The following is a 23,492-nucleotide window of genomic DNA, read 5'->3' as shown; positions in this document are numbered from 1 at the left end:
GTGAACCCGGAGGACCGGTCCCGGGTGTGGGCGCGAACGCGGAGCCGATCCCGCCGGCCGGGGGCGGGGCCGGGTGGGTGAGCCGGGGGTGGCCGGTGCCGTTCATCGGGTCAGCCCGGCCATGCCGCCGCCAGCTCCTCAAGGTCGGCCACCTCGATGACGTTCACCCCGGCCGCCCGCGGCGGCCCCCCGTCCGTCGGGTCGCCCACCCGGACGAACAGCACCTGGTCGAAGCGCCGCCGCACCGCCGCCGCGTCGGGCAGGGCCGCGAACGTCCCGCTGACCAGCACCAGCGCCCCACCGGAGCCCGCCCGCCGCAGCGCGTGCAGCGGCGGTTCGGCGGCGGCCTCGCGCTCCACCAGCGCCAGCCGGTCGAGCACCTCCTCGTCCTCGCCGGGCCCGCCCTTCGCGTGCACCAGTTCCCCCATCCCCGTCAGCACCCGCACCGGGAAGCGGTCCCGGGTGACCGCGCAGGCCGCCGACGCCGCCACGTCCACGGCCAGCTCGAACTCGTCGTCCCCTTCGTACGACGACGGCCGGGTGTCCAGGATGGTGACCGTGTCCGGCAGGTTGACGTCGGTCAGCTCCTTGACCATGAGGGTCCCGGTCCTGGCCGTCGAACGCCAGTGGACGTGCCGCAGGTCGTCGCCGATCACGTACTCGCGCAGGCCCTTGAAGCTGCTCGCGCCGGAGGGCGCCGAGCGGGAGGTCAGCCCGTCGAGGTGGCGCTGCCGCCCGGAGCGCAGGGGCGCGAGCACCACGGTACGCGGCCGCACCAGCAGCATGTCGGGCCGCCCGTACGCGACCGAGCGCCGCGCCAGCCCGAACGGGTCCACCCGGTCGAGCAGCAGCGGCCCCACCGGCGTCTCCCCCCGCCGGCGGGTCGGCAGCCGGTACGACACCGTCCGCGCCGTGTGCCGCGCCAGCGCCGGCACCTCGACCGTCACCGTCGTGCCCCGGCACACGTCGCGCGCCAGGAGCCCGGCGTGCCGCCAGCGCCCGGTGTTGCGCACGTGCAGAATCGCCACCGCCGGCTCCCCCCGGGCCACCTTGACGGGTGTCACTTCGCGCCGCACCTCCAGCCGGACCCCGCGCAGCGTCCACAGCGCCCCGGCCCCGACGGCGGCCACCCCGGTCAGGGCCAGGACCGCCGCCTGGGCGTAGCCGAGGGGCGCGCCCACGGCGTACACCAGCACCGAAGCGGCCGCCAGGCCCCACCCCGCCCGCGTGATCATTCACATTCCCAGAGCGGGGCCGCCGGGAAGCCCCCCTTCGGGGTGTTCATGAGCACGTCGTTGAGCCAGCCGTTGCCCCGGCTGGACTCCACCTTGTTCCAGACGTCACTGCTCATCCCCGTGTCGTTGTCGGTGAAGGCGGCGCCCTTCTGCTGGCAGAGCACGGTCATGGTGATGTACTCGCCCTTCGGGATGCGGCCGACCTCCGCGCCCGCGCTGGGTCCGGAACGGATGAGCGTGTCCCTGTCGTCGTTGTTGGCGTTGCTGAACTGCGCGGACTGCGGCGTGAGCTGCGCCGTAGCCTCGGCCCGCTCCTGGCTCTCGCCCGCCTCGTTCTTCGCGCGCAGCGTCCAGGTGTAGGACTGGCCGTTCTTCAGCCCGGTCACCTCCGCGCTGGTGCCCTCGGGCGCGGCCGGGTGCTCGCCGGGGCCTTCGAGCTGGTACGTGACGCCGTCCTTGGCGTTCTCCGGCGCCGACCAGGTCAGGTCGGCCCCGTGGTTCTTGCCCTTGGCGGCGAAGTTCGACGGCCGGCCGGGGGCGACGCAGGGGCGTACCGGGATCGAGGCCGCGGACACCACCTCGCCACCGTCGTACTCGGCGGCGACCTTGAACGAGTACTCCTGGCTGCACTGCCCGCCGGTCACCTTGAACTGGAACGGGCCGTCCGGCTGCACCCGGGACGGGGTGACGTCGGCGCCGGAGGGCGCGCCCTGCAGCGAGTAGCCGGTGACGTCGCCCTTGCCCGACGGCGTGAAGACGATCTCCATCCAGCCGGGCCCGGAGTTGGCCGTGACCGTCCCGGGCGGATCCGGCGTGACCTTGGGCGTCGGGGTCGGGGTCGGAGTCGGGGTGGGAGTGGGCGTCTCGGTCTCCGAAGGAGTGGGCGTGGGCTTGGCGGTCGGGGTCTTCGTCACGGTCACGGTCGGTACGGCCGTCTTCGTCTTCGTCGGGACCGATGTCGGCTTGCCCGTGGGGTTCTTGGTCGGCACCACCGTCGGCACCACGGTCGGCTGGACCACCGTCGGCATGGAGCTCGGGATCGGCAGCGGCGTGGGCGTGTCCTTCTGGCCGAGCGCCTCGTCGTACTTGCCGACCCGGTGCCCCCTGCCGTCCTGCTCGATGACCAGGGCGGTCTCGCTGAACTGGTCGTTCACCCAGAGCAGCCCGTCCTTGACGAACACCTCCAGCGGCCCGGGCTTGCCCGTGACCACCTTCTCCGGGTCGAACCGCTTGGCCACCGTGTCGTACACGATCAGCCGGCCCGTGCTCTCATCGGCGATGTAGATCCGCCGCCCGAGCGCCTGCGGCGCGCCCAGCTTGCCGCCCTTCACCGACACCGTCGTCAGCGCGCCGCTGGCGGTGTCCACCAGGACGAGCGCGCCCTGCTTCGGCGCCAGGATCGGCACGACCTGGCTCTCGGCCACGGCCGGGACCAGCAGGCCGCCGCCGCCCGCGTCGGTGACAGTGCTGGGCAGGCTCACCTGGAGCCGGGTGCCGGTCGAGCCGATCACCATCGCGGACGCGGACGCGGAGTTGGTGACCAGCGGGACACCGTTCGCGATCGTCAACGTCAGCGGGTCACCGGCCTCGCCGACCGTCACGGCCTTGCCCTGCTGGGCGCCGTTCACCTGGACCAGCGAGCCCTGCTCGGGCACCGGCACCCAGAGTGTGCCGTTCTTGTCGATGCCCGCCTGGCCGAGCGGCGGCTTGAGGGCGATCGGGGCGCCGATCGTGTCCACGGTCAGCGGGTCGAGCTGCTGGACGGTGCCGGCGCGCGGATCCACGCCGTACGCCTTCCCGGCCCCCATCACGATCTGCATGCCGCCCGCGCCGAGCGTCCCGGTCTGGGCGACCTCCAACTGGGTGGGGTCGATGCGGCTGACCTTGCCCGTGGACTCGTCCATGACGAGCACGTTGTCGCCGTCCTGCACCACCTTGAGCTCCTGGCCGCCGGCGGAGGCCAGGTCAACCCGGCCGTCCACCTGCCCGGACAGGCCGTTGGCGTGCACCACCTCGCCGTTGAGCGCGCTGGCCAGCCAGGCCCCCACGTCGGCCAGCTTGGGCCGGGCGCTGGAGACGCCCGTACCCAGGAACAGGCCGACTCCCACCAGCACGGCGACCAGGACGGCCGCGACGATTCCCGCCGCCCGCCGCCCTGTCGCGCTTCGCCACCGAATGGCCACCGATTCACATCCCGCGAGACCCCGTACGCACACGTATCCGCGGACACACTAGGGCGACGCCCCCAGGTCTCGGCATCCCTTCAAATAACCTGGAAATGTCGAGATCAGCGCCGCTCGTCCTCGATGGCCCTCAGGTCCGACTCCAGCGACTCCAGTACGTCGGCGAACCGCTCCTCCGGCACGTCCGTGCCGCCCAGGGTCCGCTCCATCATCTCGTCCACCCGCCTGGCCACGTCGTCCTGGGCCTCCTGAGCGGCCCGCAGCACGGCCTCGGCCAGGCGCACGCTGTCCAAGCGCATGGCGCGCGGCGCGAGCACGACGTCCAGCAGCCGGCCCGACGCGCCGGCCGTCACGCGCACCTGCCCGTCCGCCGCCTCACCGCGCCCGGCCACCACGTCGATCTCGCTCTTGAGCTCCTCGGCGCGGGCCAGCATCTCCTCGGCCCGCGTCGTGATCCGTTCCAGGTCTTCGGGGTCGAAGTCGTTCATGCCGGGGAGCGTACGGGCGACGGCCGCCACTTCGAAAAAATTTGAACTGTTCACGCGAGCGCGGCGCGGGCCCGCAGGGCGAAACGGCGGGCGGTCGCGCGGAGCGGGCGGCCGTTCTCCATGTCCTCGTGCAGGGCGCGCAGCCGGCCGGCGTACTTCTCCGGGGTGAAGCCGGGGACCTGCCACGAGACGACACGCAGGAACAGCACCAGCGCCCCGATGTCATGAAAAGTCGTGATGTAGACCGCCTCCTGCCGCCAGGTGACCTCCAGGCCGGCGCCGGAAAGGGCGGCGGCCGCCGTGGCGAGGTCCCAGTCCACGTCCACGTGCGGCGGGCCGTCCAGCGCGGCGTTGACCTCCTCCAGGTCGCGGCCGGCGACCTGCTGGGTGACGAACACGCCGCCGGGCGCCAGCAGGCGCCCGATCTCCCGCGCGTCGCACGCCCCGTGCCGGTTGAGGACCAGGTCGAAAGAGCCATCGGCGAACGAGCGCGAATGCTCGGCGACCTCGGCGCCCAGGGGCTCCAGGCGGGCGCGGGCGATCGGGAGGTTCGGCGGGTGGCCCTCGGTCGCCGCCGTCCTGGGCGGCAGCGGGGCGAACGAGGCCAGCAGCTCACCGCCTCCCGTGTCGAGGTCGAGCAGCGCGGTGGCCTCCGGAAGCCGCTCCCGCACCAGTTCCCCGTAGTCCCACGGCAAACCGCCGTCGTCGGTCATCCGGCCACGAAAGATCGAGAAGTCCCAGCCCTCGAACGGGGTGCCCAGCGCCTCGTCGATCCGTTGCTCGAAATCCATGGCCGGGATCATGCCGCACCGCCGTGGCGGTCCGCACCGCGATATCAGCGCGGCGGGGTGCTCTCCCGGACGACGACGCCGACCGGGAGCCGCGCGTCCTGCTCCCCTCCCGACAGGGCCAGGCGCATCGCGCTCAGTCCTACCTCGCGCAGCGGTACGGCCACCGAGGTGAGCGGCGGCAGCACGTCGACGGCCGACTCGATGTCGTCGAAGCCCGCCACCCCGATGTCCACCCCGGGCACCACCCCGGCGTCGCGGAAGCCCGTCATCGCGCCGATCGCCATCACGTCGTTGACCGCGAACACCGCCTCCACGTCCTCGAACCCGCGCTCCACCAGCCGCCGGGCCGCCTCATAGCCGCCCGCGCGGGTGAAGCCGGTCTCCAGCGCGAGCGGCTCAGGCACCCCCGAGCCCGCCAGCCCCGCCAGGAAACCCTCGTGCCGGTCGCGCGACGTACGGATCTCGGGCGGCGCGTGAAAGACCGCGAACCGCCGGTAGCCCACGCCGAGCAGCGCGCGGGCCAGCTCGGCGGCCCCGCCCCGGTTGTCCACGGTCACCGTGCCGAACGGCAGGTCCCGCTGGCTGATCATGACGACCCGGCCGCCCGCCGTACGGTATTCGGCCAGCTCCTCGACGAGCGCGTCCCTGGTGCCCGTGCCCTCGATGCGGCTGCCCGCCACGATGATGACCCGGGGCCGCTGCCCCCGCAACGTCCTGACGATCTCCAGCTCCCGCTCCGGCGAGCCGTCGGCCACCGCCATCGTCACGATCAGCCCGCTCTCCTCCGCCGCCTGGACGACCCCGGCGGCGATCGCGGAGAAGTAGGGGTCGGCCACGTCACGCACCACCAGCGCCACGGTCCTGGTCGAACCCTTGGCGATCGCCTGCGCCGACAGGTGCGGCTCGTAGTTGAGCTTGGCCGCCGCCGCCCGCACCCGGGACGCGTTCTCCGACCGGACGTTGCGCACGCTGCCGTTGAGCGCGCGCGACGCGGTGGCGATCGAGACCCCGGCCTCCCGGGCGACGTCGTGCAGGGTCGGCGGGGAGGAGGGGGCCGTGGACCCGTCAGCCATGGCGGTCATTTTGTCACCACCGTCAAGGGCCGGCCCCTCGTCACGCCCGCCGCGTTCGCCGGCTCGGCGACCGTGTGGCCGCCGTCCCGGTTGTCGCCGCTCAGCGCGGGTGTGCCCGGCTTCGCGTCGGTGACGGTGACCTTGACGGACGTGGTCGCGGTGCGGCCGGCCTGGTTGATCAGCTCGCCGGTGTAGACGTAGACGCCGTTCTTACGGCCGGTGACGGGGACGACGGCCCTCTGCGGGCAGGGGGTGCGCGGGGTGAGGGCGGTGCCGGTGACGGATTCGGTGGTGGCGTCCTGAGGGGTGGTGTACTCGAAGGCGCCGATGTCGGGGGCGCCGTTGTAGAGGGGGGTGCCGGCGTAGTCGCGGCCGCCGTTGCCGGTGATCTCGGTGCCGGCGTCGATGGCGTAGGAGCCGGAGGTGATGCGCGGGCCGTACGCGGCCTCCAGGGCGGGGCCCGTCTCCGGGGTGCCGTTGGGGCCGTCGAGCGGGGCCTTGGCGAACAGCGGGTCGGCGGTGACGACCGCGTTCCGGTCGCCGGGCGGGACCGCGAGGCTCGCGCCGCCGTACAGGTTGTGGTCGTAGGTGATCGTCGGGCTGGTGGTCAGCACCGCTCCCGCCCTGGTCGAGCGGAGCAGGTTGTTGGTGATGTCGTAGCGGGCGTCGAGGTCGATGGTGATCGGGGCGCCGCTCTCGCCCGAGCCCTTGGGCCAGAGCTGCTGCCCGCTCCACCGCTGCCCGGCGCGCAGCAGGATGCGGTCGCCCGGCTGGAACGTGGTGCCGCTGACCTTGGCCAGGCTCTTCCAGGCGTGCGCCGCGTCGAGCCCCGAGGCGGAGTCGTCGCCGTTGGCGTCGACGTAGTAGGCGGTGCCGGTCTCGGCGGCGGCGGGGGTCGCGAAAGAGGTCATCATGAGGGTCGCCGTCAAAAGGCTCAGAAGTCGGGACATCGCCGTGCTCCTTGGTGGGGGGTGGGCGCGGGGGCGCCGGCAGGAGATCAGCTCGGGTCGGGCGTGTGCACGATGGGGTGGGCGACGTCGTGGGCGCGCAGGTGCCCGCACATCCCCCACCGCTCGTGCGGCGGGCTCTCCATCAGGGCGGAGCGCAGGAGGTGCGCGCCGTCGCCGCGTTCGAGCGCGTCGAGGACCTCGGCGGTGCGGCGGGTCTCCCGGGCGGCCGTGCTCTCCCAGATGTCGCGCCACCGCGCCGTCTTGGGGCGGACGAGGGCGACGGCGCTGTCGTAGAAGCTGCGCAGCGCCTCGGGGCCGCCGTCGGCGAGCCGCAGGAACCCTTCGACGGCCAGGTCCCTGCGCCGCTTGACGGCTTCCTCGACGTCCGTGTCGGGCAGGGTCGCGGCCTCCTGGTACTTCTCCGGGTCGGCCACGATCTCCGGCGGGAACGTCATGACGGCGTCGCCGGCCTCGGGCAGGCCGGCGTTCGACATGACGACCACCACCTCCAGGCCGCCCCGGTTGACCGCCCGGTGGATGGTGCCGGGGGTGAACCACACGGTCGAGCCGGGGTTCAGTTCGGTCTCCCGCAGGCCGTTCGCGTCGAGGGTCTGCAGGGCGCCGTGTCCTCCGACCACGACGTACGCCTCCGTGGAGGCCGTGTGCAGGTGCGGTGTGCCGCCTTCCAGGCCGTCGGCGCAGGCGTCGCCCGAGTAGACGGAGAGACGGCTGATCGACGTGCCTCCGGGAAACGTCATCGCAGCGCGTCCCTGCCCTGCTTGGCCAGCAGCGCGCAGCCCTCCTCACCCCGGTCGCCGTCGGCGATCACGACCGCGTACCGGAAGGAGATGCTCTCGCCGTCCGGCAGCGGCACCTCCTCGCTGAAGAACGGCGCCGGGTTGAGGCAGGCGAAGTGCTCGGTGCGCGCGAACCACTGCGGCGGGTGCTGCGGGTTGGCGGCGTCGTCGACCATGACGATCGTCGAGTGGTCGCCGCTCTCGTCGTGCCGGCCACGGAAGCCGAACCACTCGGCGCGGGTGCCGCGCAGCTCGTCGCCGCCGGCGCCGGCCGGCGACTGGATGACGCCGTCGGTGAACGAGCGGGGGCCGCGCCAGAACAGGCCGCCGTAGCCGGCGTTCTCACGGCCCTTGGTGGTCGGGGAGCCGAAGTCGATGGTGGCGCCCGACACGTTGGTCATGGTCGTCTCGAAGAGCAGCGCCCAGGTGGCGCCGTCGACGATCGTCGCGGTCAGGGCGCGCCGCTCCTCGATGACGGGCGCGCCCGCCTGGGAGGTCCAGCCGAGCGTGTGCCCGATCTCGACCTGGTCCGGGGTGGCCGTCAGCGTGGTCATCTCGCGGTGGGTGGCGCTGCCGTTGTTGGCGAGCTGGACGTACTCACCCTTGACGTACGTCGGCCCGCCCCAGAAGTTGTGCTCACCCACGTGCGGCAGCGACCAGGCGATGCCCTTGTGCCAGACGTGGTCGTGCGGCCGGAACAACGACACCAGGGCGCCGCCGAGCGTGCGGATCGGGTGCACGTACGGCTTGGGCGACTCCAGCACCGGCGTGTCCGGGCGGTAGACGTAGGTGAACAGCTCGACGCCCCCGGCGGTCACGGTGACCGAACGGTTGAGCGCGTGGTCGGCCTGCAGGGTCACTGGTTCCTCCATGGTGCGCCCGTGCCGTCCATGCGCAGGGCGAACGGGCTGTCTGCGGTGATCTGGCCGCTGCGTACGCGCTCGCCGGTGAAGGCGGAGGCGTAGAGCGCGGCGATGAACTCCATCGTCCGGCGGGTGTCGGCGGCGGTGACCGGCGGGGCCTCGCCCCGGTCGAGCGCGTCGAGCACGGCGGCCAGCCAGCCGGTGTGGCCGCTGGACTCGCCGCTGGGGTCGGCGCCCCACAGGGCCTTGACGTCCTCGTGCCCGGGCGCCGGGGTCACGGTCCAGTCGTCGTCGGTGTAGCCGTACAGGTGCTCGACCTCGATGGTGGCGTTCTCGTAGTCGAAGCGCAGCTCCGAGGTCTGCCTCGGCGAGAGGACCGAGTTCACGACCGTGGCCACGGCGCCGTTCTCGAACGTCACCAGCGCCATCGACACGTCCTCGGTGTCCACCGAGCGGGCCTGGCGGGCGGCCACGGCCGTGACCTCACTCCACGGGCCGAGTATCGACAGCAGCAGGTCGAACTGGTGGATGCCGTGGCCCATCGTCGGGCCGCCGCCCTCGGACTCCCAGGTGCCGCGCCACGGGACCGCGTAGTAGTCCTCGTCGCGGTACCACTGGGTGAGGGCGGTCGCCACCAGCGGGCGGCCCAGCTCGCCGGCCGCCGCCATCCGCCGCAGCCGTACGGCACCGGGGCCGAAGCGGTGCTGCAGCACGGTCGCGACGTGCGCGGTCGAGCGGCGCTCGGCCTCGATCACCGCGTCGAACTCGGCCAGCGACAGCGTCGGCGGCTTCTCCACCAGCGCCGTCACCCCGGCCTCCAGGCAGGCGATGGCCAGCGGCGCGTGCGACTGCGGCGGGGTGCACAGGTGGACGACGTCCAGCTCCTCCTCCCGCAGCAGCTCCTCCGCGTTTCCGTAGGCGCGCGACTCGCCGTATTTGGCGGCGAACTCGCGGGCCCGCCCGGCGTCCACGTCGGCCACGGCCACGAGCTCCGCCCGGCCGCCGGAGTTGGCGACGGCCTGGGCGTGGGCGTTGGCGATGCCCCCGGTGCCGATGATCGCGGCCCGGTAACTTCGTTCAGACATGTGTTCCTTCGAATCGGTGGTCAGGCGCCGTCGATCTCGGCCTGCGGTTCGGTGATGAACGCCCTTGGGAAAACGTATTCCGCAGTTTGCCCGGCTGTTACGCGAGCGTCAAGAGTGTGTCCACAGGGGCACGCGGAGTGTGAGCGCCGCGATCGAGAGCGCTGACCAGCGGTGATGCGGGGGCCGTCAGAGGACGGGCGGGTGCTGTCAGAGGGCGGGGCGGGTGCCGTCAGAGGGCCGGGCGGGTGCTGTCGCGGACGATCAGGCGGCCTTCGACGCTCATCCGGCGGCCTGTGCCGCCTTCGCCCAGCACGATGCGGATCGCCTCCGCCCCGGACTCCGCGAGCGGCAGTGCCACCGTCGTCAGTCGCGGCGTCACGTCATAAGCGAGCGGTATGTCGTCGACCCCCGTCACGGAAACGTCGTCGGGCACCGTGAGACCGGCGGCCCGAAATCCCTTCAGGGCACCGACGGCGACGATGTCATTGGCCGCGAGAACCGCCCGCACGCCGTCCATTCCCGCGTCGGCCAGCGCCCGCGCGGAATCGAATCCGCCACGGCGGCTCACCTCGCAGTGAACGAGCCGGATATCGCGTTCCGCGACGCCACCGGCGCGCAGTCCGGCGATGAATCCGGCGCTCCGATCGCCCAGGTTGCGCAGATTCCCGGCGCCCGCGAATATCGCCACCCGGCGGTGCCCGATTTCCGCGACGAACGCCCCCATGGTCAGCCCGACGCGGTAATTGTCGAAGCCGATCGAGTCGAAAGTCAGGTCCGTCTCGCCGACGATCGCGACCCGTCCGCCCTCGCGCTCGTACGCCCGCAGTTCTTTCTCCAGCCGGACCTCGACGTCGGCCGCCAGATAGCGGTTCGAGGTGAGCACGAGCGCGCGCGGGCGCAGCGAGCGCAGCACGCGGACGGTCTCGGACTGCCGCTCCGGGACGCCCATGGTGGCCGACACCGTGACGAAGGCCCCGGCCGAACGTGCCTCGCGCTCCATGGCGGACACCACCATGCCCATGGACGGCGTCGTGAGGTCGTCGGCCACGAGCGCGATCGCGTCGCTGGCCCGGCGCATCGCCCTGGCCGAGGCGTCCACCGTGTAGCGCAGGGCCGCCGCCGCGGCCAGCACGCGGGCCTCGTACTCGGGGGCGACCTTTCTGGCGCTGCCGCCCAGGACCCGTGACGCGGTGGAGACCGAGACCCCGGCCGCAGCGGCCACGTCGTGCAGCGTGACCGTGGGCCTCGCCGCATGGGGCATGCGTTCTGTCCTTTCCCCGCGCGTACCGACCGGTTATGAAGCGTACTGCCACCGGCCGCCCGGTCAGCGGAAGCGCGGGACCACGCGGGGCGGCGCCACGGGTTTCGGCGCCTGGAAGTGACCGCCCAGCGGAGGCGGGCGGTACTCGGACGGCGGGCGGGAGAAGTACGGCGCGCCGTGGCCGTAGAGCGAGCGGTGGTCGAACGGCGGGCGGAGCAGGTCGGGGCGGATGGCCAGATCGGGCAGCTTGGGAACGTCGAGCGGCACGGTCAGCTTGAGAAGCTCGGACAGCGTGAGCGCCTTGGGCAGCTTGCCCTCCCGCCGGTCCTTGGCGACCTGCGCCGCCGCCCACCGGTCGACCCGGCGGTCGATCAGGTATTCCCCCTTCTTCAGCGTCGCCAGCAGCTTGCGGTGCCGGCCGGCCTGCTCTTCGGCGCGCGGGGTGGCCCGCTCGACGGCCGCGGCCACGTCGGCCGCCGCGACGACGGCCCTGACCTCGCGGTCGATGACCGCCGGAAGATCGCCCGGCCTGCGCTGGGCCGTCGCCATGACCCGGTCGTAGACCAGCCCCATCCGGTCCTGCACGGTCTTGTCGGTCGCGTCGGCGAACGCCGCCATCAGCGGCTCCAGCATCGGCACGGCCTGCGACAACGACTTGGTGAGCGCCATGATCCGCTCGCTGACCACCTTTTCGAGCTGCAGGGTCACCTTCTTGTGGCCGTCGTCGACGAGCTCGATCGCCCGGGTGTCCGCGCTCGTCCCTGCCAGGCCCCGCCGGGCGGCCTCGACCTGCTCCGGCGTGATCCCGTCCGGCGGCGCGGCGGGCTCGGCCATGCTCTCGACGCGCCACTCGGCCGCGCCGCCCTCCCCCGTCCGCGCGGCCCGCAGCGCCCGCTCGACCGCCGGTTCGGTGACGCCGTAGACGCCGCGGGCGGAGTCGGCCTCCTGCCTCACGCTCGCCGCCAGCTCGCCGACCTGCGGTAACTCGGCGATCGCGCGCTGGTAGGGCGCCGGGAAACGTGCCCTGACCTTGGCGTAGAGCCCGCTGACGACCCGCGCGGACAGCTCGGCCTCGACCCTCTTGGCGACCTCGGCGTACCCCTCCTGCGTGACCTTGACCTTCAACCGCAGCTCGTGGGCCGGGTCGCCGGCGCGCATCCCGAAGAAGGTGAACGCGGCCAGCGTCGCCAGCCCGGCGGCGGCCGGGCCGCTGTACTTGGTGTAGAGGTCGGCCACCCGATGCAGGCCGCCCACGAGCCGCCCCCGCCGGGAGGCCAGCAGCACGCTCGCCAGATAGACGGCGGCCAGCACCCCGAGCACCTTCGGCTCGCTCAATTTCAGCTGGCCGGAAAAGAATGTGGAAACCTGCTCGAAAAGACGCTGCAAGGCGATGAGCCGGCTCACGTCCATCCCGTCGGCGTTCCTGGGGACCCACCACGGCAGCACGACGGAGAAAGTCACGGCGACGCCGATGGGAATGAGGTAAAGGACGCCGTGAGCGGCGAGGTTGTACCTGAATCCCGGATTGTCGCGCAGTTGCTCCGGGGTCATCTGACGGCGGCGCGAACGCGCGTGCCAGGCGCAGACCAGACCGCGCCCCACACGGCGAAGATCCAGGAAACGGACCACGTCGCGAGAAAGAAGGACCCCACCAGAATGGCCATCGCCCACTCGAAGGGCGCGTTCACCCGTTCCATCCGGCACCTCCCCACGAGGTGCTTCTAATCTACGCATGACTTCTGTCATATGAGGCCGATGACACCGTGGACTAACCCCGCGAACTCCGCTCGATCATGCTGGCCTCATGAAAATTCGTCGTTTCAGGCGCCTCGCGGGAGCGGCCGCGATCGGCGTGCTCCTTACGGCCGGCACATCGGCCGTCCCCGCCGCCGCCGACCCCGGGCTCGACCGGCAGGCGCTGCGGAAGTCACTCACCGCCATCCACGAGGCCGGCATGTACGGCACCTACTCCGAGGTCCGCGACGGTGCCGCGGCCTGGCGCGGCGCGGCCGGCGTCGCCGACGTGGACACGCGCCGCCCGGTGCGGCCCGACATGGTGCACCGGGTCGGCAGCATCACCAAGACGTTCACCTCGGTGGCCGTGCTGCAGCAGGTCGCCGCCGGCAAGGTGGAGCTGGACGCCCCGATCGGCCGCTACCTGCCCGACCTGGTGCCCGGCGAGCGCGGCCGGCGGATCACCGTGCGGATGTTGCTCAACCACACCAGCCACATCGCCGACTACATCGGCCCGGCGTTCCCGTCGCTCTACGAGCCCTCCGGCCGGAGCCTGGACGAGCACCGTTTCCGCCAGATCTCCAAGCGGGAACTGCTGGCCCTGAGCCTGGCGCAGCCGCCGACCGGTGAGCCGGGGGTGGCGCCCGGCAGCTACTCCAACGTCAACTACGTGATCGCCGGGCTGCTCCTGGAGAAGATCACGGGTATGACCGCCGAGGACTACATCACCCGGTTCGTCATCCGTAAGGCGGGGCTGCGGGACACCTCCTTCCCGAGGACGCCGCGCATTCCCGGGCCGCACTCCAAGGCGTACGAGTCGCTGTTCGGCTTCATCGACCCGCCGCGCGACTACAGCGTCTACAACATGTCGTGGGCCACGACGGCGGGCGCGCTCATGTCCACGATGAACGACCTCAACCGCTTCTACCGGCTGCTGCTGCGCGGCGAGCTGATCAGCCCCACGCTGCTCGCCGAGATGCAGAAGACCGTGACGGTGCTGGTCGCCGGCACGGCGATCGACTACGGCCTCGGCCTCTACTTCCTCGACCTGCCGTGCGGCCGGTTCTGGGGGCACGACGGCGGCGTGTTCGGCATGGCCACGCAGTCGCTGGCGACCCCGGACGGCGAGCGGCTGCTCTCGTTCGGGTTCAACCGCCTCAAGTACCAGACCATCAACGAGAACGGCCAGATCGAGCCGCATCCGATCGATTTCGCGACCGAGGACTTCCTGATGCTGAGCCTGTGCGGGCAGAGCGGCGCCCAGGCGAAGGCGGCGCGGCCGTCGTTCACGCCGTTCCCCGTGGACGGGGTGCCGGTCAGGCGCTGACCTGGTGGTTCAGCAGGTGTGTCGCCCATCACCATGGGTGTGTGGATTTGTCCACAGATGATCGCGTACGGCCTCCGTAATGTCCCTGCTACCGGATCACCCGGCAGCACCGACAGGGGGAGGAACCCGAAATGCGTAAGACTCTGGCGATAGCCGCACTGGTCGGCTCGACGGCCATCACCGGTCTCGCTCTCAGCCCGGCCGCGGCCCAGGCGAGCACCCAGTCCACGACCACTGTGCAGTGGGGCAAGTTCTTCTCCAGCGACAACAAGGCGTACACGTACGGCAAGACCTGGAAGTCCCACGGCAAGGTCTTCACGAAGTGGTACGGCGTCGACAAGGTCGGTGGCAAGAAGGGCTGGGTGTGGTTCGAGTACTACAAGAACGGCGGCTGGCACAAGTTCAACAAGTCCTGGGACGGCAAGGTCGTCGGTGCCTGGAGCGGCCGGGGGATCAAGAAGGTTTACACCTACACCTGCTGGGCGGGCAAGTTCGACAACTGCGGCCGTAAGTACCGCATCTACTAAACACTCTGAGGCCCGGCGACTGATCGCCGGGCCTCGGCCTTGTCAGGGCCGGAACCGGTCGGTGGCCTCGATGAGCCGGTGCAGCGTCCCGGGCTCCGCGCCCGCGTGCCCGGCGTCCTCCACGATGTGGAGCTCGGCCTCCGGCCAGGCCCGATGCAGGTCGTACGCGGCCTCGGGCGGCGTCTTCATGTCGTAGCGGCCGTTCACGATCACACACGGGATGTGCCTGATCGCCTCGACGTCGAGCAGCTCACCCTCCTTGAGGAAACAGTCCTGGGTGAAGTAGTGCGTCTCGATCCGCATGAACGCGACGACCTCACGGTCGTCCAGCGGCGGCATCGGGACGGGCAGCAGCCAGTTGGCCGACAGCTCCCAGGCCGCCCAGGCGCGCGCCGCCGGCACGTGCACCGCCGGGTCGGGGTCGAACATCCTGCGGTGGTAGGCGCCCACGAGATCGTCACGCTCCCCGGCGGGGATGTGGTCGCGGAAGGCGGCCCACTCCGCCGGGAACAGGCACGCCGCCCCCGTCTCGGTGAACGTCCACGCCCTGTTGGTGGCCCCGGCCAGGTAGACGCCGCGCAGGATGATCTCGCTCACCCGTTCCGGGTGCCGCCGCGCGTACGCCAGCGCCAGCGTGCTCCCCCACGACCCGCCGAACACCAGCCACCGCGCGATCCCCAGCCGCTCCCTGAGCCGCTCGATGTCCGCGACCAGATGCCAGGTGGTGTTGGTCTCCAGCGACACGCCGGGTTCGGTGGCGTGCGGCCGGCTGCGCCCGCAGTTGCGCTGGTCGAACAGGACGATCCGGTACGCCGATGGGTCGAAGAACCGCCGCTGCGCCGGCAGCGTCCCGCCACCAGGACCGCCGTGCAGGAAGACGACCGGCTTGCCGTCCGGGTTCCCGCTCACCTCCCAGTAGAGCTCGTGGCCGTCTCCGACGTCGAGGTGCCCGGTCTCGTACGGCTCCACAGGCGGATAAAGCTCCCTATATCCCATGAAGACCAGACATACCATCTATTCCCACCGGAAGAAGGCGGCCGCGATCACTCCGCCGAGCAGCAGGCTGACGAAGAGCCCGATCAGCGGCGCGGGCTGAACCGCCGCCCCGGCCCACGCCGCCGACAGAGCCTCGACCGAGGCGCCGAACGGCAGCCAGGCACCGACCGCCGCCAGCACGTCCGGCAGGCCGTCGCGGCCCCCGAACATGCCGCCGAGCGCCCCCAGAGCGAAGTACAGGGCCAGGCCGATCGCCACGGCCGAGTTCGGGGTGGGCGCCACGGCGGCGACGATCATGCCCACGGCGTACATCGCGGCCGTCGCGAGGACGAGCGCGCCGACCGCCGCGCCCGCGTGCACCGGCGGCCGCGCGCCGAACACCACCATCGCCAGCACCCACGCGGCCGCGATGCCCAGCCCCGTCTGCAGCACGCCGACGACCATCTGGGCGATGAGGACCATCGCCGGCGACGCGGGCGTCACCGCGAGCCGCCTGAGGATCCCGCTGCGCCGGTAGTAGGCCAGGAAGCTCGGCATGTTGACGATTCCGGTGGTCGCCACGACCATCGTGAACACCAGCGGCAGCACATAGACGTCGAGCGCCGTCCGGCCGTTCGCGACGACCTGCTCGCCGGCCGCCGAGGCGTTCATCACCAGGATGAGCATGGGCAGGCCGATCGGCACGATCAGCCCGGCGGTGTCGCGGACGACCATCCTCAGCTCGCAGGCGAGCAACTCGGCCCAGGACCGGAGCCCAGGGCGGTGTACCGAAATATCCGTCATCGAACCTCCTCGTGCTCCAGATGCCGCCCGGTCAGGGCGACGAAGGCGTCGTCCAGGGTCGCCCGCTCGCCGCGCGTCTCGGTCACCACGACGCCGGCGCGCACGAGGGCGACGCTGACGGCCTGGAGCAGATCGTCCCGGCCTTCGACGACGACCCGGCCGCCGTCGGCGCGTACCCGCTCGACCTCGCCGAGCCCCTCCAGCAGCCCCTCCAGCAGCCCTTCCGGTACGGGCCCGGCGGGCACGAACGTCACCCGCTGCGCGAATCCGGCCCGCCGGACGAGCCCGGCGGGCGAGTCGAGGGCGACCACCCGCCCCGCGTCGAGCAGCGCGACCCGATCGCACAATCGCTCGACCTCCTCCATGGCGTGGCTGACGAGCAGCACGGTCACGCCGTTCTCGCGCAGGGCCGCGACGGTGGCCCACATCTGGCGGCGTGCCTCCGGGTCGAGCCCGGTCGTCAGCTCGTCGAGGATCACCACCCGGGGCCGCCCGACGAGGGCGAGCGCGATCGACAATCGCTGCTGCTGGCCGCCGGAGAGGTTCTGGAAGCGGGTGCCGCGGGAGGCGGTCAGGCCGACGGACTCGATGAGCTCGCCGGCGTCCAGGGGGTCACGGTAGAAGGTGCGGTAGAGGCGGACCAGTTCGGTGACCGTGAGCGCGGCGTGCAACTGGCTCTCCTGTAGTTGCACGCCGAGGATCTGCCGCAGCCGGGCGCGGTCGCGGTGCGCGTCCACGCCGAGGACGCGGACGGTGCCCCGGTCGGGCCGCCGCAGCCCGGCGATCAGCTCGACGGTGGTCGTCTTGCCGGCCCCGTTGCGCCCGAGGATGCCGAAGATCTCGCCGCCCTGGATCGACAGGCTGACGTCGTCGACGGCGACCTTCGCGCGATAACGCTTGTGCAGGCCGTCGGCTTCGACGGCCGGGGATGTTCCAGACATGTCCCCGACGGTAGGAGCGGACGGGCAGGTCCGGCTTGTGCCGATGGTCAGCCTTCGTACCCATGACTTCCGGCACCCCCGCCGCCGGTCGGGGCGCCGTTAGAGTTGATCGTATGCGGCGAATCGAGCCGGACGCCTGGGCGGGCCTGACGGCGCTCCTGATGTGCGTCGCGGTGGGGACGCCGACCCTGTTCAGCGGGGCCGTGACCCTGACCTGGGCGGTGCTCTTCGCAGGTCTGGTGACCGCCCTGACGATCACCGCCCTCTGCGAGGACAACCGGCTCCGGGTCGCGCGGGCCGCGTACGGCGCGGGCGTCCTGCTGGGCTGGGCCACGGTCCTGACCGCGCCGAAGGCCGGGTGGCTGTCGATCCTGCTGGTGTTCATCGCGGCCATGAGCGCCTACGTGCTGCCGCGCTGGGCCGGTCCGGTGGTGATCGCGCTCAACTCCGGCGTCATCGCCCTGACCGCGAGCCGGGCCGGCGCCCCCGGCGCCGAGGTCACGCTCAGCGCGCTGCTCTACCTGCTGATCCAGGCGGCGACGTGGCTGAGCACCATCGCGATCATCCGGGAGCAGCGGATGCGCCGCGAGCTGGCCGAGGCGCACGTCGAGCTGCGAGCGGCGAGCGTCGTCCTGGCGGAGACGACCCGCGCCCACGAGCGCCTGCGGATCTCCAGGGAGCTTCACGACCTCATCGGGCACCAGCTCACCGCGCTCACCCTCGAACTGGAGGTCGCCAGGCACCAGGAGGGCCCGGCCGCGCGTGAGCACGTCGAGCGGGCGAACCGGGTGGCGAGAGACCTGCTCGGCGATGTGCGGCAGACGGTCGGGCAGCTCCGCGCCGACGCGCCCGACCTGCGCGAATCGCTGGCCGCCGTGGTGCGCGACATCCCCGGCCTGGACATCGGCGTGTGCGTCGACGACGACGTACAGGCCGGCGAGGAGCTGACCGTGACGCTCATCCGCGTCGTCCAGGAGATCGTCACCAACACCATCCGCCACGCGGCGGCGACCTCGCTGCGGATCCGCATCGAGTCGGAGCCGGACCACACCGTGCGGCTCACCTCCGTCGACGACGGCCGGGGCAGCCCCGAGGTCAGGCCCGGCAACGGGCTGCGCGGCCTGGCCGAGCGCGTCGGCGCGATCGGCGGCGACGTCCGGCTCGACGGCAGCGACGGGTTCCGCGTCACCGCCCGGATGCCCGCGCGATGATCCGGGTGCTGGTGGTCGACGACCAGACCCTCGTGCGGCAGGGCATCCGCAGCCTGCTCGACCTGACGGACGACATCGAGGTGGCGGGCGAGGCCGACGACGGCATGACCGCGCTGGCCGCCATCGAGGAGCACGCCCCCGACGTCGTCCTGCTCGACCTGCGCATGCCGCGCCACGACGGCATCTGGGTGCTGACGGCGCTCCAGGACAGGGCCGCGGAGGCGCCGCCGGTGCTCGTGCTCACCACGTTCGACAGTGACACGCTCGTCCTCGACGCGATGCGCGCGGGCGCCTGCGGCTACCTCCTCAAGGACGTCACCCTCGAACAACTGACCCACGCCATCCGCGTCCTGGCCGATGGCGGCACCCTGATCTCCCCCTCGATCACCGACCGCCTGCTGCGCGCCGTCCAGCGCCGCCGCCCGCCCGCCGCCGGCCTGCCGCCGATCCAGCAGCTCACCGAACGGGAGCTGGAGGTGCTGCGGCTGGTGGCGGAGGGCTACAGCAACCGCGAGATCGCCGGGGCCCTGTTTCTCGCGGAGGGTACGGTCAAGAACCACGTTTCCACCCTTCTTCTGAAATTGGGGGCTCGCGACCGTACCAATGCTGTGCTGCGCGCTCTGCATGAGAACGTACTGGGCTGAAAGAATTTGTCCGGATCTGCGTTCATAGCAGAATTCACTGGAGACTTTTAAGTATGCCGGAAAGGGGTTAGGTTTCGGGGTGGCGATCGCCACTGCGAACCCTTCAAACGGAGTCATCAGTGCCGAATGATCCGGAACTGGACTACCCGCCCTACGATGACCTGGGATCCGTGCTACGCGTTTACCGGACCGCACGCGGATGGACCCAGCGGGAATTGGGGCGTCAGATCAATTTCTCCGGCGCGTACGTCGGTTTCGTCGAACGGGGCAAACGGCCTCCGGGAAAGGACTTCGTCGCCCGGTGCGAAAAGGCGCTCTGGCTCGACGGGGAGCTGATGAAATTCTGGAAACGGCCCGTACGCAAGAAGCCCTAAAGGCGTGTTCCGGCGCGCCAGACGCCGGCGATGGACCTGGTCGCGGTGATGTCCGTGGTCGGGTCGCCCTCGATGAGCAGCAGGTCGGCCCGCCTGCCGGGAGCGACCACGCCCCGGTCCGCGAGGCCGAAGCAGCGGGCCGTGGCGCTCGTAGCCGACCGCAACGCCTGTTCGGGGGTCAGGCCCGCCCGCGTCAGGAGGAGGAGTTCGCGGTGGAGGGCCGCGCCGTGCGCCGGGCCGAAGGGGGTGGCGTCCGTGCCCGCCAGCAGGGGCACGCCCGCCCGGTGCAGCGCGGCGGCCGCGTGTGAGGCGTTGCGGACGCCTTGGGCGTGCATCGGGATGCCTTTCGCGAGGGCGGTGGTCACCGCCTCGATGTAGGTGATCGTGCTGACCACGAACGCGTCGTACGCGGCGATCCTGGCCGCCACCTCCTCGGCCCGCTCCTCCGGCACGTCCGAGTACAGGTGCGCCAGGCCGTCCACCCCCGCGTCCAGCGCCAGCAGGGCCTCCCTGGCGGTGACCGTGTGGGCGATGACCCTGAGGCCGGCGGCGTGGCCCGCCTCCACGAGGACGGCGGCCAGGTCGGGGGTGAGGGCCGGGAGCTTCATGCCCGACACCGCGCCGTCGTCGATGGCGATCTTGAGGTAGTCGGCGCCCTCGTCCAGGCGGGCCTCCACGAACGCCTTCGCCTCGCCCGAATCGGCGACCGTGTCGAGGCCGCCGTCGGCTCCGAGGGAGCGCAGGAGGTCCGGGGTCATGATCTGGGTCGGGTGGCCGTGCGGGGCGGTGGCGATCATGCTGGAGCTGCGGAGGTCGGCCACGTCGTCGCGCTCGGCGGCCTGGCGGCGCTGGGCGGCGAGGATGGGCGGCAGGTTGTTCATGTCGAGCTCGGTGGTGACGCCGAACTTCAGCGCCTCCGCCAGGTCGCCGTCGAAGGCGTGCGTGTGGGCGTCGATGAGGCCGGGCAGCAAGGTCCTGCCCGTGCCGTCCACCTCGACGTCCACGGGGCCGGCGCCTGGCTCGGCGATGCGGTCGCCGTCGATGAGGACGTCGGTTTCCGGCAGGGTCCGCTCGCCGTCGAAGACGCGGACGTCGCGGATTCGGGTACGCATGGGCACTCCATGTAGTTCGATGTCGAATAGACCTTGTCCAAGATAGTACGGCATCTAACTACACAGAAGGGCCCGCGCTCGTGAAGCGCGGGCCCTCGACGAGGTCAGTGCGAATATGCCTGGAACTCCGCCGCCCTCACCTGTTCCCGCTGCGGGCTGGCCGTGGCGCAGTCCGTCGCGGAGTTCGGGTCGTTGTCCTGCTCACCCGCGTACAGCGGGTTCCCGGTGCACTGCGAGGTCAGCACCCGGAACATCAGGTGCGTGGCACTCGTGGTGCGCACGTCGAACGACTTGAAGATCAGATCCCGGCCCCGGGGACGCGGCAGCCCGGTGTCGAACGCGTTCGCCCGGCTGGTGTGGATCTTCTTATAGTTCGCCGCGTCGGCGCAGTTCTCGCTGCAGGCCAGCACCTCGAAGGAGCGCAGGCTGGAGAAGCGGTTCTGCGCCCCGGGGTCGGCCGCGTCGCCGATGTTCGGCCTGAGCATCGCGCTCACCTGCACCCTGCGGACCTTGACCGGCGCGTCGCCCGCCAGGTCCACGACGACCGACTTGCCCGCCGGCGCACCGGTGAGCGAGGCCCAGTTCGTGGCCTCGGTGTCGTCGATCAGCCTGGCCTGGTTGACGCCGTCGCCCGCCGCCGTCGCCCCGTTCGCCGCCGAGGCGTGGTTACGCGTCAGCGAGAGCGGAAGCGGCAGCTTGAGGCCCGGCAGCACCGCGAACTTCAGCCGCTTGTGGCCGAACCCCGCGCCCGCCACGACGAAGTCGTACACGCCGGGCGTCATGTGCGCCGTGTCGGTGAGCGGCGTCGCCGGATCGGTGTCCGCGACCGGGACGACCCGGCCCTCGTAGTCGCCGACGTACAGGCGCAGCGCCGCGCCCTTCGCCTCCCCGAGCGGCTTGAGCTGCAGCGAGCCGTTCTTGCCGGTCGGGTTGACGAAGCTCGGCGTCGGGTCGGGGTCGTTCGGGCCGGCGCTGGCCGCGCCCTCCCCCAGGCCGTGCTCGGCGAACGCGCGCCACATGATGTCCTGGTTCGCACCGCCGAAGCGCATCTGGTCCGCCGCCAGCAGCGCGTTCCTGTGGTCGACGTAGCTGACCGCGCCCGAGGCCATCAGCAGCAGGGCGTCGAACGAGAGCTGGATCCAGCGCCGGTTGCCCGGGCACCTGTCCAGCGGCGTCGTGCCGTCGGCGCAGGAGCGCTGCTGCCTGGCCGAGCCCTGGCCGTACCGCTTGACGAAGGCCGCCCGCACGTCGAACTGCGTGGCCGACCAGATCTCGCCGTCCGCGTGCACCTGCTGGCCGACGATGTCGTAGTTGAGGTCGCTGTAGTTCAGCGGCGACTTCGACATGTCGTAGTTCCTGATGCCGCGGGTCTTGTCGCCGGTGACGTAGCCGCCGGTGACGTACGGGGTCTCGCCCGAGGGGCGGAAGCCGTACTCGAAGAGCTGCTCCATCGAGAACAGGTCCGACGTGCTCTCGTTCATGGCCCCGGCCTGGGCACCGCTCCAGCCGGCGTTCGGGCCGCCGATCATGCGGCCGGAGATCGCGTGCGTGTACTCGTGGCCGATGACCGACATGTCGTAGTCGCCGTCCACGCACGGGCCGTAGAAGGCACCGGCGACCGGCTGCCACAGGTACATGTTCGTGATCGGCGCGACCCCGTCGGGCCCGGTGATCTGGTTGGCGTTGTCGCGCACCGACAGCACCCGGGCGCCCGCCTGCGCGTTGCCCTGCTCGGGGTCGTTGCCGAGTCCGCCGCGCTCCCCGTTGTCCGTCTGCATGTTCCAGGCGGTCTCGGTGAAGCCCAGCCGGTACGACCAGCCATGCATGCGGTTGTGCATGGCGTTCAGGTTGGCGATGGACGCCTCCAGGTCGTTCTCGCCGGGCTGGTCGAACACCGCCGGGTCGCACTTGGCGGTGAACCAGGTGTTCTGCCACGGATAGATGTAGTTCCTGCTCGGCGTGAGCACGTTCGTACGGGTGCCGACCGTGAACGGGTCGCCGCTCGCCCGGTTCTCGTACGTCCTGGCCGCGTTGCCGACGCTGGTGTTCGTCGGCGTGCCGGTGGTGTGGTCGACGTCCCACGCCTTGCCCGTCGCCGGGTCGCCGCCGCTCACGTGGTCACAGCCCGGACCGGGCTTGAAGCACCAGGTCTGGCGGGTGTCGGCGGAGGAGTGGTCGTCGCGCGGGTTCGCCGGGAAGACCTCCCAGCGCGGGTTGTCGGGGTCCTGGTGGTGGTCGACCAGGTTCTCCCGCGTCAGGATGCCGCCGCTGACGGCGTCCACATGCGTCGTGTACGCCGCCTCCGCGCCGCCCCCGATCAGCACCACCTGGTACGCGCTGTGCACCCCGTCGGGCGCCGGCACCGCCACCGGCGTGGCCTGCTTGGTGATCGCCTTGGCCAGGTCGATGCCGCCGTCCCCGGCCGCGATCTCCATGGCCCGCTGCGCGGTGATCGCCGCGGCCGGCGGCGCGCCGGTCTGGCGGGACAGCGAGGACGTGACGTGCCTGACCTGCCCGCCGGCCACACCGACCGCGACAAGACCGTCCACACCGGCCGGCAGGTCACCGAAGCGCTGGCGCAACAGCACGGCGTGACCCGTGCCGATGGGGTTGATCGCGACCGTCTCCAGCGCGTCGACGGACTCGGCGGGCAGCCCGAAGACCGCCTCGTTGTTCTTGAGGTAGGCCCGGGCGGCCTGCCCGGGGTCGGAGCCCAGGCCCTCGGCCAAGGGTTCCTTGCTCGTGATGGTGGCCGGGGTGCCTAGAGCGTTCCATTGGATGTCGGCCGGAGGTCCGGCTCTGCGCGCGTTGGCGCCCGCCGGGGGCGGTATCCGGCCCTGACGGTTGTCCACATCGGGCTTGGCGTGGTTCTCGGCCTGGAAGTCGTGGATCACCGGGGCCTGCCCGCCGGGTTCGCCCCGGGCGGCCCCTGCCAGGGGTAGAGCCGACGCTGTGAGAGCGACGACGACGAGTGTGCTGCGTAACCAAGGCTTGGTCGACACGTTTCCCTCCCGCGTGCCAGGGATGCACAGAAATCGCGCATCTGGGCATGAGGAAACACCGCTCTTATACGACTGACAAGATCTTGTAAAGTACGAAATATCGGCGTATAAGCGG

21 protein-coding genes are annotated in these 23,492 nt (G+C 71.5%); 5 read left to right on the top strand and 16 right to left on the bottom strand.

All coding sequences use genetic code 11. The features are described from left to right. Positions 1 to 110: 110 nt before the first annotated feature. From C4V41_RS03425 to C4V41_RS03375, 11 genes are all read right to left on the bottom strand, one after another. A complete protein-coding gene (locus C4V41_RS03425; RefSeq protein ID WP_103954215.1) occupies positions 111 to 1,235 on the bottom strand; it encodes a DUF58 domain-containing protein in 1,125 nt (374 codons plus the stop codon). Next, positions 1,232 to 3,418, bottom strand: coding sequence for a hypothetical protein (locus tag C4V41_RS03420; RefSeq protein ID WP_103954214.1), 2,187 nt, complete (start codon positions 3,416 to 3,418; stop codon positions 1,232 to 1,234). The genes C4V41_RS03425 and C4V41_RS03420 overlap by 4 nt, the downstream gene beginning before the upstream one ends. A gap of 104 nt (positions 3,419 to 3,522) precedes the next feature. Continuing rightward, the gene (locus C4V41_RS03415; protein WP_146103511.1) at positions 3,523 to 3,906 is read right to left on the bottom strand and encodes a YbaB/EbfC family nucleoid-associated protein; all 384 of its coding nucleotides are present in this window, start codon (positions 3,904 to 3,906) and stop codon (positions 3,523 to 3,525) included. Between the two features lie 50 nt (positions 3,907 to 3,956). Beyond that, positions 3,957 to 4,697 carry a class I SAM-dependent methyltransferase gene (locus C4V41_RS03410; RefSeq protein ID WP_103954212.1) on the bottom strand — a complete coding sequence of 247 codons (741 nt, stop codon included), beginning with the start codon at positions 4,695 to 4,697 and terminating at the stop codon, positions 3,957 to 3,959. Between the two features lie 44 nt (positions 4,698 to 4,741). Then, positions 4,742 to 5,770 (bottom strand): LacI family DNA-binding transcriptional regulator, encoded by a 1,029-nt coding sequence (locus tag C4V41_RS03405; protein ID WP_103954721.1) that lies wholly within the window; start codon positions 5,768 to 5,770, stop codon positions 4,742 to 4,744. A gap of 5 nt (positions 5,771 to 5,775) precedes the next feature. Then, positions 5,776 to 6,720 (bottom strand): hypothetical protein, encoded by a 945-nt coding sequence (locus C4V41_RS03400; protein WP_146103510.1) that lies wholly within the window; start codon positions 6,718 to 6,720, stop codon positions 5,776 to 5,778. A 47-nt stretch (positions 6,721 to 6,767) separates the two neighbouring features. Next, complete coding sequence (locus C4V41_RS03395; RefSeq protein ID WP_103954210.1) at positions 6,768 to 7,478, bottom strand: cupin domain-containing protein; 711 nt, start codon at positions 7,476 to 7,478, stop codon at positions 6,768 to 6,770. Continuing rightward, positions 7,475 to 8,377: a DUF6807 domain-containing protein gene (locus tag C4V41_RS03390; protein ID WP_235029883.1), complete on the bottom strand. Its 903-nt coding sequence runs from the start codon at positions 8,375 to 8,377 to the stop codon at positions 7,475 to 7,477. The genes C4V41_RS03395 and C4V41_RS03390 overlap by 4 nt, the downstream gene beginning before the upstream one ends. After that, a complete protein-coding gene (locus C4V41_RS03385; protein WP_103954208.1) occupies positions 8,374 to 9,465 on the bottom strand; it encodes a Gfo/Idh/MocA family protein in 1,092 nt (363 codons plus the stop codon). Before C4V41_RS03385 ends, C4V41_RS03390 begins: the two co-directional genes overlap by 4 nt. A gap of 229 nt (positions 9,466 to 9,694) precedes the next feature. Continuing rightward, entirely contained in the window at positions 9,695 to 10,726 is a 1,032-nt protein-coding gene (locus tag C4V41_RS03380; protein WP_103954207.1) for a LacI family DNA-binding transcriptional regulator, read from the bottom strand. 63 nt (positions 10,727 to 10,789) lie between these two features. Further along, complete coding sequence (locus C4V41_RS03375) at positions 10,790 to 12,328, bottom strand: hypothetical protein (protein ID WP_146103509.1); 1,539 nt, start codon at positions 12,326 to 12,328, stop codon at positions 10,790 to 10,792. A 202-nt stretch (positions 12,329 to 12,530) separates the two neighbouring features. On the opposite strand from C4V41_RS03375, the gene C4V41_RS03370 reads away from it, so the two are divergent. Both C4V41_RS03370 and C4V41_RS03365 read left to right on the top strand, forming a co-directional pair. After that, entirely contained in the window at positions 12,531 to 13,787 is a 1,257-nt protein-coding gene (locus C4V41_RS03370; RefSeq protein WP_103954205.1) for a serine hydrolase domain-containing protein, read from the top strand. A 131-nt stretch (positions 13,788 to 13,918) separates the two neighbouring features. After that, positions 13,919 to 14,314: a hypothetical protein gene (locus tag C4V41_RS03365; protein ID WP_103954204.1), complete on the top strand. Its 396-nt coding sequence runs from the start codon at positions 13,919 to 13,921 to the stop codon at positions 14,312 to 14,314. A gap of 42 nt (positions 14,315 to 14,356) precedes the next feature. Here the strand turns inward: C4V41_RS03365 and pip are convergent, their stop codons facing one another. The 3 genes from pip to C4V41_RS03350 are packed head-to-tail and all read right to left on the bottom strand — an operon-like array spanning position 14,357 to position 17,034. Next, the gene (gene pip / locus C4V41_RS03360) at positions 14,357 to 15,310 is read right to left on the bottom strand and encodes a prolyl aminopeptidase (protein ID WP_103954720.1); all 954 of its coding nucleotides are present in this window, start codon (positions 15,308 to 15,310) and stop codon (positions 14,357 to 14,359) included. 18 nt (positions 15,311 to 15,328) lie between these two features. Then, positions 15,329 to 16,093 carry an ABC transporter permease gene (locus tag C4V41_RS03355; protein ID WP_103954203.1) on the bottom strand — a complete coding sequence of 255 codons (765 nt, stop codon included), beginning with the start codon at positions 16,091 to 16,093 and terminating at the stop codon, positions 15,329 to 15,331. After that, positions 16,090 to 17,034, bottom strand: coding sequence for an ABC transporter ATP-binding protein (locus C4V41_RS03350; protein WP_103954202.1), 945 nt, complete (start codon positions 17,032 to 17,034; stop codon positions 16,090 to 16,092). The genes C4V41_RS03355 and C4V41_RS03350 overlap by 4 nt, the downstream gene beginning before the upstream one ends. 113 nt (positions 17,035 to 17,147) lie before the next feature. On the opposite strand from C4V41_RS03350, the gene C4V41_RS03345 reads away from it, so the two are divergent. The 3 genes from C4V41_RS03345 to C4V41_RS03335 all read left to right on the top strand — a co-directional run bounded on the left by C4V41_RS03345 (position 17,148) and on the right by C4V41_RS03335 (position 19,263). Next, positions 17,148 to 18,245: a sensor histidine kinase gene (locus C4V41_RS03345; RefSeq protein WP_103954201.1), complete on the top strand. Its 1,098-nt coding sequence runs from the start codon at positions 17,148 to 17,150 to the stop codon at positions 18,243 to 18,245. After that, the gene (locus C4V41_RS03340; protein ID WP_103954200.1) at positions 18,242 to 18,889 is read left to right on the top strand and encodes a response regulator; all 648 of its coding nucleotides are present in this window, start codon (positions 18,242 to 18,244) and stop codon (positions 18,887 to 18,889) included. Before C4V41_RS03345 ends, C4V41_RS03340 begins: the two co-directional genes overlap by 4 nt. Positions 18,890 to 19,008: 119 nt before the next feature. Further along, entirely contained in the window at positions 19,009 to 19,263 is a 255-nt protein-coding gene (locus C4V41_RS03335; protein WP_160150154.1) for a helix-turn-helix domain-containing protein, read from the top strand. Here the strand turns inward: C4V41_RS03335 and C4V41_RS03330 are convergent. Continuing rightward, positions 19,260 to 20,375 carry an amidohydrolase family protein gene (locus C4V41_RS03330; RefSeq protein WP_103954198.1) on the bottom strand — a complete coding sequence of 372 codons (1,116 nt, stop codon included), beginning with the start codon at positions 20,373 to 20,375 and terminating at the stop codon, positions 19,260 to 19,262. The two genes, C4V41_RS03335 and C4V41_RS03330, sit on opposite strands and share 4 nt — an antisense overlap. A gap of 104 nt (positions 20,376 to 20,479) precedes the next feature. Continuing rightward, complete coding sequence (locus C4V41_RS03325) at positions 20,480 to 23,377, bottom strand: M36 family metallopeptidase (RefSeq protein ID WP_235029882.1); 2,898 nt, start codon at positions 23,375 to 23,377, stop codon at positions 20,480 to 20,482. Between the last annotated feature and the right edge of the window lie 115 nt (positions 23,378 to 23,492).

The sequence above is a fragment of the Nonomuraea solani genome (genome assembly GCF_900108335.1).
Taxonomy (GTDB): Bacteria; Actinomycetota; Actinomycetes; order Streptosporangiales; family Streptosporangiaceae; genus Nonomuraea; species Nonomuraea solani.
This window is presented reverse-complemented; position numbering and strand designations above follow the sequence as displayed.

Excerpts from the sequence above, each read along its gene's own strand:
- C4V41_RS03425 (WP_103954215.1), bottom strand. The coding sequence starts at position 1,235 with ATGATCACGCGGGCGGGGTGGGGCCTGGCGGCCGCTTCGGTGCTGGTG.
- C4V41_RS03415 (WP_146103511.1), bottom strand. The coding sequence starts at position 3,906 with ATGAACGACTTCGACCCCGAAGACCTGGAACGGATCACGACGCGGGCC.
- C4V41_RS03410 (WP_103954212.1), bottom strand. The coding sequence starts at position 4,697 with ATGGATTTCGAGCAACGGATCGACGAGGCGCTGGGCACCCCGTTCGAG.
- C4V41_RS03405 (WP_103954721.1), bottom strand. The coding sequence starts at position 5,770 with ATGGCTGACGGGTCCACGGCCCCCTCCTCCCCGCCGACCCTGCACGAC.
- C4V41_RS03400 (WP_146103510.1), bottom strand. The coding sequence starts at position 6,720 with ATGTCCCGACTTCTGAGCCTTTTGACGGCGACCCTCATGATGACCTCT.
- C4V41_RS03395 (WP_103954210.1), bottom strand. The coding sequence starts at position 7,478 with ATGACGTTTCCCGGAGGCACGTCGATCAGCCGTCTCTCCGTCTACTCG.
- C4V41_RS03385 (WP_103954208.1), bottom strand. The coding sequence starts at position 9,465 with ATGTCTGAACGAAGTTACCGGGCCGCGATCATCGGCACCGGGGGCATC.
- C4V41_RS03380 (WP_103954207.1), bottom strand. The coding sequence starts at position 10,726 with ATGCCCCATGCGGCGAGGCCCACGGTCACGCTGCACGACGTGGCCGCT.
- C4V41_RS03370 (WP_103954205.1), top strand. The coding sequence starts at position 12,531 with ATGAAAATTCGTCGTTTCAGGCGCCTCGCGGGAGCGGCCGCGATCGGC.
- C4V41_RS03365 (WP_103954204.1), top strand. The coding sequence starts at position 13,919 with ATGCGTAAGACTCTGGCGATAGCCGCACTGGTCGGCTCGACGGCCATC.
- pip (WP_103954720.1), bottom strand. The coding sequence starts at position 15,310 with ATGGGATATAGGGAGCTTTATCCGCCTGTGGAGCCGTACGAGACCGGG.
- C4V41_RS03355 (WP_103954203.1), bottom strand. The coding sequence starts at position 16,093 with ATGACGGATATTTCGGTACACCGCCCTGGGCTCCGGTCCTGGGCCGAG.
- C4V41_RS03350 (WP_103954202.1), bottom strand. The coding sequence starts at position 17,034 with ATGTCTGGAACATCCCCGGCCGTCGAAGCCGACGGCCTGCACAAGCGT.
- C4V41_RS03345 (WP_103954201.1), top strand. The coding sequence starts at position 17,148 with ATGCGGCGAATCGAGCCGGACGCCTGGGCGGGCCTGACGGCGCTCCTG.
- C4V41_RS03340 (WP_103954200.1), top strand. The coding sequence starts at position 18,242 with ATGATCCGGGTGCTGGTGGTCGACGACCAGACCCTCGTGCGGCAGGGC.
- C4V41_RS03330 (WP_103954198.1), bottom strand. The coding sequence starts at position 20,375 with ATGCGTACCCGAATCCGCGACGTCCGCGTCTTCGACGGCGAGCGGACC.